Annotated in this window: 9 protein-coding genes and 1 pseudogene; 5 read left to right on the top strand and 5 right to left on the bottom strand. The window is 60.1% G+C overall.

From position 1 onward, the window contains the following. A partial coding sequence (locus tag C5J24_RS30960; RefSeq protein WP_172724198.1) for a peptidoglycan-binding domain-containing protein occupies nucleotides 1-284 on the top strand: 284 nt, incomplete at its 5' end. Nucleotides 285-532: 248 nt separating this feature from the next. Here C5J24_RS30960 and C5J24_RS30955 read toward each other — a convergent pair. Beyond that, entirely contained in the window at nucleotides 533-1,702 is a 1,170-nt protein-coding gene (locus C5J24_RS30955; protein WP_105405382.1) for a hypothetical protein, read from the bottom strand. A gap of 390 nt (nucleotides 1,703-2,092) precedes the next feature. On the opposite strand from C5J24_RS30955, the pseudogene C5J24_RS32525 reads away from it, so the two are divergent. Further along, a pseudogene (locus tag C5J24_RS32525) lies at nucleotides 2,093-2,182 on the top strand (peptidoglycan-binding protein); the annotation flags it as partial. 354 nt (nucleotides 2,183-2,536) lie between these two features. Next, a complete protein-coding gene (locus C5J24_RS30940; RefSeq protein WP_105423533.1) occupies nucleotides 2,537-2,908 on the top strand; it encodes a nuclear transport factor 2 family protein in 372 nt (123 codons plus the stop codon). 230 nt (nucleotides 2,909-3,138) lie between these two features. On the opposite strand, the gene C5J24_RS30935 is transcribed toward C5J24_RS30940, so the two are convergent. Beyond that, complete coding sequence (locus C5J24_RS30935) at nucleotides 3,139-4,005, bottom strand: LysR substrate-binding domain-containing protein (protein ID WP_105423528.1); 867 nt, start codon at nucleotides 4,003-4,005, stop codon at nucleotides 3,139-3,141. A 106-nt stretch (nucleotides 4,006-4,111) separates the two neighbouring features. On the opposite strand from C5J24_RS30935, the gene C5J24_RS30930 reads away from it, so the two are divergent. Next, the gene (locus tag C5J24_RS30930) at nucleotides 4,112-4,504 is read left to right on the top strand and encodes a tautomerase family protein (protein WP_105423526.1); all 393 of its coding nucleotides are present in this window, start codon (nucleotides 4,112-4,114) and stop codon (nucleotides 4,502-4,504) included. A 53-nt stretch (nucleotides 4,505-4,557) separates the two neighbouring features. Here C5J24_RS30930 and C5J24_RS30925 read toward each other — a convergent pair whose 3' ends face one another. Further along, nucleotides 4,558-4,725, bottom strand: a complete 168-nt coding sequence (locus C5J24_RS30925; RefSeq protein ID WP_007772654.1) for a Thivi_2564 family membrane protein — start codon at nucleotides 4,723-4,725, stop codon at nucleotides 4,558-4,560. 139 nt (nucleotides 4,726-4,864) lie between these two features. Beyond that, a complete protein-coding gene (locus C5J24_RS30920) occupies nucleotides 4,865-5,200 on the bottom strand; it encodes a GIY-YIG nuclease family protein (protein ID WP_105405380.1) in 336 nt (111 codons plus the stop codon). A 127-nt stretch (nucleotides 5,201-5,327) separates the two neighbouring features. Here C5J24_RS30920 and C5J24_RS30915 point away from each other — a divergent pair, with 127 nt between their 5' ends. Then, complete coding sequence (locus C5J24_RS30915) at nucleotides 5,328-5,669, top strand: DUF1491 family protein (RefSeq protein WP_105423524.1); 342 nt, start codon at nucleotides 5,328-5,330, stop codon at nucleotides 5,667-5,669. A 4-nt stretch (nucleotides 5,670-5,673) separates the two neighbouring features. On the opposite strand, the gene C5J24_RS30910 is transcribed toward C5J24_RS30915, so the two are convergent. Next, on the bottom strand, nucleotides 5,674-6,714 hold the full coding sequence (locus C5J24_RS30910) for a DUF2336 domain-containing protein (RefSeq protein WP_105423522.1): 1,041 nt from the start codon (nucleotides 6,712-6,714) through the stop codon (nucleotides 5,674-5,676). Between the last annotated feature and the right edge of the window lie 243 nt (nucleotides 6,715-6,957).

The raw sequence follows: 6,957 nt of genomic DNA, 5'->3' as shown, positions 1-6,957 counted from the left end.
TGACGCCGCCCGCCAATATCCCGAACGGGGCCTCCAGTTCCGGCAGGCCTGCGGCCACGCCCGTTTCCCAGAAGCCGAACGCGCCGGTTCAGCCCACGAACCTGGTGCTGCAGATCCAGCGCGGCCTGTCGAACATCGCCTATGCGGATGTCGAGGTCGACGGCGTTGCCGGCAGCCAGACCAAGGCCGCCATCCGCCGCTTCCAGCGCCATTACCGCTTGCCGGAAACCGGCGAGCCCGACGAGCTGGTGCTGAAGAAGCTGAAGTCTATCGGCGCGCTGTAGGGGCGCACTGTCCCGAATATTCTTTTGCTGGCACGGCAAGTGCAACAACGAACGCTTTGGGCCGAAGCGGTCATTGCAGGATTGAGTTGGGTTCGTCTGAGATGGGGTGAAGGGGACAGGCAGGTTTCGGCGGCTAACTCCGAGGAAGCGGCCATTCAACACCTTGCTACTTGGGCAGGCCCTCGGTTAGCGGTTTTCACCATAAAAGGCGGTTTGTCTGTCGTAGTCAAAGGGGCAAAGGTGAGAGCCTAGGGATACGCGACGGCGATTGCCTGCCGGTGCTCGTCGGTCATCTCCGCTTCGATTTCATCGAACCAAGCCAGCATCTCGTCCCAGTTGCTGCGGCTGAATACCTTCACTCCGTAACGCTTTTCTAAGTCCACCTGCTGCCTGCCTACGATTTCATGCATGGGCCCGTCGATGAGAATAGCGTCACAATAGGGCGCATAGGTCGAAATGTGATCCACGTCGTAATAGAAGCCGGAGTGCCTCTTCAGAGCGTCATCTCTGTTCTGGTAGGCTCCTTGAACCACTAGCATCTTCAGTGTGGCAAACATCCGACTCCTGAGGTCCTGCATCGGGACAGCCTGGAACTGTTCGGTTGAATAGAACTCAACGATGCGTTCTAGCTTAGCCTTGTGGTCCATTTCTTTGGGAAACTGGCTCAGCATCACCTGCACCACTTTGGACATGACGGGCGAGTCCAAGAGGGCTGTGTAGTCGCCCGAAAATATCCGCTTTGCGTAGGTTATGTAGGAGTTGACGTAGCCGTTGGCGGCGGCTTCATGCTCCAACCCTTTGTCTTGTTCGAAGGTGTTGGTCGAGTTTCGCCAGTTCGGGAAAAGGTCAATCAATCCTTCGATAGCTTCGGTTTTTCCCTTTCGGACAACGTCGCGGTCGCGGTTGTAGCCGCCGACGTCAATTCTATAATACCCATCCCACACATGGATGTCGTCGCTGATGGCGTCAGCTTTCTCAAACTCCACCGGCTCGTTGTGGAGCCAAGCGTGGAGGGCAGCCTGCAACTGGTCGTTCTCAATACGGTAGGCGGGCTTGAATTCGTGACCGCGTGACGTGTGCTTGATGAACTCCATCAGTTCCGCGTACCGCTCCCACATGTGCGTTTCGTCCTCGTGGATGCTAGAGAACGGCACAACCAATTGTTGGTTGGCTGTGAGGTTGGAAATGCGTTCGGCCGCCTCGACAAATATGGGATCGTTGGCGCGGAAGGCGTGACTAAAAAAGAACTGGTCCAGATACAGGACCTTCTTCTTCACCTCAGGCAGCGAGACTTTCTCATTGTACCGGCAACGTCCACACCCGCGGTACACGTACCGGGAATAGACATCCACGTTGCCAAAGGCCTGCTTGGCGCCACAGCCGGGACAGTCTCCGATAATGTGGCTGACAAGGGCCATGTTGCTCCGAATCGGGCACAGCACCCGTTCCAGAGAAATAACGAATTTAAGGGTCCGAGAACAGTATCGAGAAAAAGGAGGGCCCTTAAGGTTGGCGGTTGCCTAGACGAACGGCAGCTTTCGAGCGGCGACGGAAGTGCTCCAACCGTCAGGAACTGGGGTCGGGAGCGGACCTTCATGAATGCTTCGAGGGATGCCCGCAATTGACGCGAAATCGCCGCGATCGCCCCACAGCCCACGGGCATTTGCCGCCTTCTCAAGGGAGTGCCTCTCCCCGCCGGAACGGAGAGAGGATGAAAGGCAATGTCTCGATATGCAGGAAATCGCCTCAGAAAACGGCGAGATATCAGCTCAATGCGCAAGTAGCGAAGCCCAAACTCCTTTTAATGACGCCGCTTCCAGCGCCACTACCGCCTGCCCGAAACCGGGGAGTCCGACGAACTGGTGTTGAAGAAGCTGAAGTCGATCGGCGCGCTGTAGGGCGGCCGCGCTCAATCTCTGAAGGGCTGCTTTGCCCCCTCATTGCGGTCATTCAACCCGATCTTGCGATGTCTTGAAAGCTGCCGGTCCGATTGGTCACTGAGCCCGGCGAACCTAGAAGACGAAGCCGCCAAAGTTCATCACGAATTCTGGCCGAAGCATCTGGGCAAGACATAGTCTCTTTCGTCCGAAATGCTGCTGGGGCAAGCATCGAGGTGGTGTGTCTGGACCAGTTCCGTCGCATCTTTTCAAATTGGGTCTTCACCCATTGCCCGCGCAGTAATGCACCTCCTGCAAAACGGGAGGAAACATGGTAGGATCGCGACCTCGCTTTCCCTACTGATGGAGACCGTGATGAACTTGCTTCGACGGCTGAGGGATCTGTGCGATGCCTTCAACGCTCATGATCTCGATCTGATCATGACCTACTTCGCTGAAGACTGCATATTGGAGATGCCACGCGGGCGCGATCCATGGGGGTCTCGCTTGAAAGGCAAGACCAAGGTGCGAGAGGCTCTGGCGTCGCGCTTTCAGGGCCTGCCTGACGTTACCTACAACAACGCTGAGCACTTCGTTGATGAAGCATCCGGAACTGGGATGTCGAGATGGACCCTCATGGGTACGTCGGTCAATGGGACAAAGACGGAAGTCCAAGGTTGCGATCTTTATACATTCCGGAATGGTCAGGTGGTCCGCAAAGATTCCTATTGGAAGATCGTCGAGTAGCTACAAGAGCAGATGTTGACGCTCTTGAGGTGCCTCAGCTTTGAGCCGTCGGTCAGCTTCCGGCCCCAAATTTGGTCACTCGACTAAGCCGACGCTGTGTCCGCTTCTGGCGCAAAGTCGCCACGGTAGCCCCACGCCTGGCGGCGTTTGCTGCCGACTGCCGGACATATGCCGCCTCGTTTTGCCACATTCCCGAATGTTCTATGTTTCCAGCGGCGAGAGCTCGCCGCTCAACGCATCGCCACCGCTTCCAGCACCAGCCGTTTCAGCTCTTCGGCAGGTGGGGCGAGGCGGGTTTCGGCGACGTGCAGCGCAAGCTCGATCGCGCCGAGATCGGGCAGGCCCGCGTCTTTCGCATCAAGCGCGGCAAGCTGCGCCGGTTTGCCCTCGACGATCCGGGGGGTGACGCCAAGCCCTGCGGTGACCGCGGCCCAGAGGCCGGCAAGGCTCGGGCTGGCGAACGCGTGGCGCCAGGCGATGCCGTTCCGATCGAGCGCATCGATGGCGGCCTTGCGGAAGGCGCAGGGCGGATCGAAGGCGACGATCGCAAGTGCGTCTCCGGGCATATGCCGGAAACCATCCGGGCCGATCCAGGCGATGTCGCGCCTTGCGACGATCTGCGCCCGCGGGCTGGCGAGCGTGCCCCAGGTCAGCGCCACGTCGAGTTCGCCCTTGTCGATCGCCTGTACCATCGCGACACCTCGGTCGACGCGCGCCTCGACCCGCACCTTCGGATGGACTTTTGAAAAGCGGCCGAGCAGGTCGGGAAGCCAGGTTTCGGCGAAATCCTGCGGCACGCCGATCCTGACCCAGCCTTCGAGCTTGCCGACGCCGCGCACCGCCGCCCGCGCCTCGTCGTTGAGTTCCAGGATGCGCCTGGCATAACCAAGCAGGATTTCGCCTGCTTCGGTCAGCACAAGCCCACGGCCCTGCTTCTGCAGCAGGGTTTCGCCCACCTGTTCCTCGAGCTTCTTCAATTGCAGGCTGATCGCCGAAGGGGAGCGGCCGAGCCGGTCGGCGGCCTTGGCGAAACTGCCGAGTTCCAGGCCGAGGGCAAAACTTCTCAACGTGTCGATATCGAGGTTGATGGGCAGCATGATCGTTGAGTTCTGCAAAAGAGTTTGTTTAAAACTTCGCGATTTTCAAAACGATTGTGCGGGGAGAAGATAGCGGCGTCAACAGAAATCCGAAAAGGAGAACGTCATGCCCTTCGTTCACGTCATCATCGCCGGCAAAAGCATCGAACCGGAAGCCAGGCGCCGGCTTCAGCAGGAAACCACGGTGCTGATGAACACGATCATGCGCAAGCGCCGCGAGGTCACCGCGGTCCTGGTGGAGGAGGTCGATCTTTCCGGCTGGACCGTCGGCGGCGAACCGCTGGAAGTGGCCGCGCATGTGGAGGCCAATGTTACGCTCGGTACCAATACGGCCGAGGAGAAGAAGCGTTTCATCGAGGCGATGGACGCGCTTTTGAAAAAGAGCCTCGGCGAGATACCGCCCGCCACCTATGTCATCGTCCGCGAGGTCGAGGCCGACGCCTGGGGTTTCGGCGGGGTGACGCAGGAATACCGGCGTACAAATGCAATGACGGCGTGATCCTCATCGCACCGGTTGGATGGCGCCCGGCATGGCCGGGCGCATCTCTGCCTTTAGAAAACGGCGAGATATTTCAGCAGCGAAATGATGCCGATGATGATGATGATGATCTGCGCGATCTGCTTCGCGCGGCCATCGATCGGCAGGCGCGCGACGAGATAGAGAACCAGGACGATCACCAGGAAGGTGATCAGAATGCTGATCAATGCGGAAGTAGCCAAGCCCCAAACTCCTTTTCATGACAGTGCCGTACGACACCGCCTGTGTAAATATGGTGCAGTGGGCGAAAGGAAAGGGCGCGGCAGCGCGATTTTCCGTTTCTTCTCAGGGACTTCCGTTGCCTGGTTCCCGTGGAAGGGCTCAGACCGCCTCGGCGCCGAGCTCCCAGGCCCAGTGCAGATGTCGGTCCTTCAGCGTCCGGTCACGCAGGTAACCGGTCAGCTCCTCGTCGATCTCCTCCAGCCGCTCGATCGCGAAATCCTCCGGCCGGTTGGCATTCCAGGCCGCCTGCAGGCTCTTGCTCACATGGCTGCCGTGCCGGAGCGTGAACCAGATGCGGTTCTGGATCTTGTCGAGGTCTCCGGAGCGGCCGATCCATCGCTGCCCCATGGGTGCAAAACGGATGGCATAGATGCCGGCCGGAGCCTTGCGTTCCTTGTAGGCGGAGATCGCCGCTTTCCTGTCGATGGTGTTCATGTCCCGTGCCTTCCTTGATGGAAGTGCAGCTAATATCATCCGGGTAATATTATGGCAATAGTTATATCCGGATAAAATTGGCGCGAGGCAGGTTTGCGCCCGGTCCCGAAGCACCGTATGAGGGGCCATGCGCCTGAAATCCGAAATCGTCGTCTCCGCCATGATCCGCCGCGTCTTCGGGCTTGGCGGTTTTGCCGCTGTCGAAAAGAAGGGTGCGGAGGCGGCGGGCGCGATCTTCATCCGCCAGCGTTTTCGCGACGGACTGGAAACGCTCTACGCGCCGGCCCCGCAGAACTTCTTCGGTGAGGACGATGGCGGGCGCAAATTCGAGGTGAGGGCGGAACGGGCCGAGCCGGAAGCCGTCCGCGAGATGCTGTCGCGCGAAATGCGCTTTGATCCGGATCTCTGGCTGCTGGAATTGGAGATCGACGACGTCGCCGATCTGTTTGAAGTGGTGAAAGCGATCTGACCGGTCACCGCGCCCGGTAAAGGCCGTTGAGCGGCTTGCGGGCGCTGGCGGTGGTACGGATCACCCGCGGCTGGCGGCTATCTTCCGCGCGGTTGTCGGCGAACATCGGCTGATGCTGCTGTTCCGGATAGGTGTAGCTGTCGGCGCGGCGCCAGGCCTCGACGCGTTTGCCGCATTCGTCCTCGTCGAGCGCATCCCAGAGCGCGGTGGCGCGTGTCACCCCGTCCTGTTCCGCACCCAGATGGTCGTAGAGCCGCTGCAGGATGAACAGCGCATCGTCCGTCTCCATCGCCAGGCCCTTCAGCGTCGCCGCGAGCTGCTGGCCGGAAATGTCGAGCATGATCCGCTCCGAAAGCCAGTGGCTGGCGGAAAGCGTGTCGGCAAGCACGGTCGCAAACAACCCGGTCTCGCGGTTGCGGGCGAAGCGGACGAGCAGCGCCTCCTGGATCGGCGATAGATTGCGCAAGCCCAGCCGGTCTGCGGCGGGCCGGTCGACATGGCCGGCGAGCGCCTTGATGCGGTTGCGCAGCAGTTCCTCGCGCGTGTTGCGTTCTGCCTCGTCGATCATTTCCGGGGTCGGCCTCAGCGGCAGGAGCGCTCCGAGGTTTTCGGGCGCATCGCTGCGCTTGGTGCGGTCGTGGCGCAAGCCCACCAGCGCATCGATCACCGTCGGCGACAGCGCCTCGCGGCGCACGATGGCGCGGGCATGCGCTTCCCCTTGGGTGCGGGCGATGGCGATCAGCGCATCGTCGGAAAGGCAGGTCGAGGAGGTGAGGAAAGGGGCTGCAACCGCGATCGGCTGGCTGGCGATGAAGAAGGCGACGGCCGGCGGCACGGTCTTGCATTGCGAGAGCGCTGCGACCGCATCGCGGCGGGCCTCTTCGGACGATGCGGAAAACAGGGGGGCGAAGAGCTCGGCGAACTGTCGAAGTTCCGACCGCGAAGGGTACGGAAGACTTTCGAAGCTCGTCACGGTGGCCATCAGCACCACATCCTTTTTACGCATGGCCTGGGGCCTTTCAAGGTCTCGAAACTCATTCGTCACTGGCAAACTCGCAATCAACGCAAAACAAATCCGGAGTGCCGAACGCCGATCAGGTGTGCCGGAAAAGCTCGCCTGGCGTTCTCATCGTACCTTGCCTGGGAAACTCCCGGTGGCGCGCCGTCCGCTCACGCAGCTGTGAGAACATCTGCAGAATGGGGTCGCCTTGGTTTAACCGGATGCTAACTCTTGGAGGGTTAACGGTCTGTAAAAATGGTTCGTTTCGATACGCCGGTAATTTCTTGC

This window comes from Neorhizobium sp. T25_27, from assembly GCF_002968565.1.
GTDB lineage: Bacteria > Pseudomonadota > Alphaproteobacteria > Rhizobiales > Rhizobiaceae > Neorhizobium > Neorhizobium tomejilense.
The sequence above is the reverse complement of the archived record's forward strand: the minus strand, read 5'-3'. Positions and strand labels throughout refer to the sequence as shown.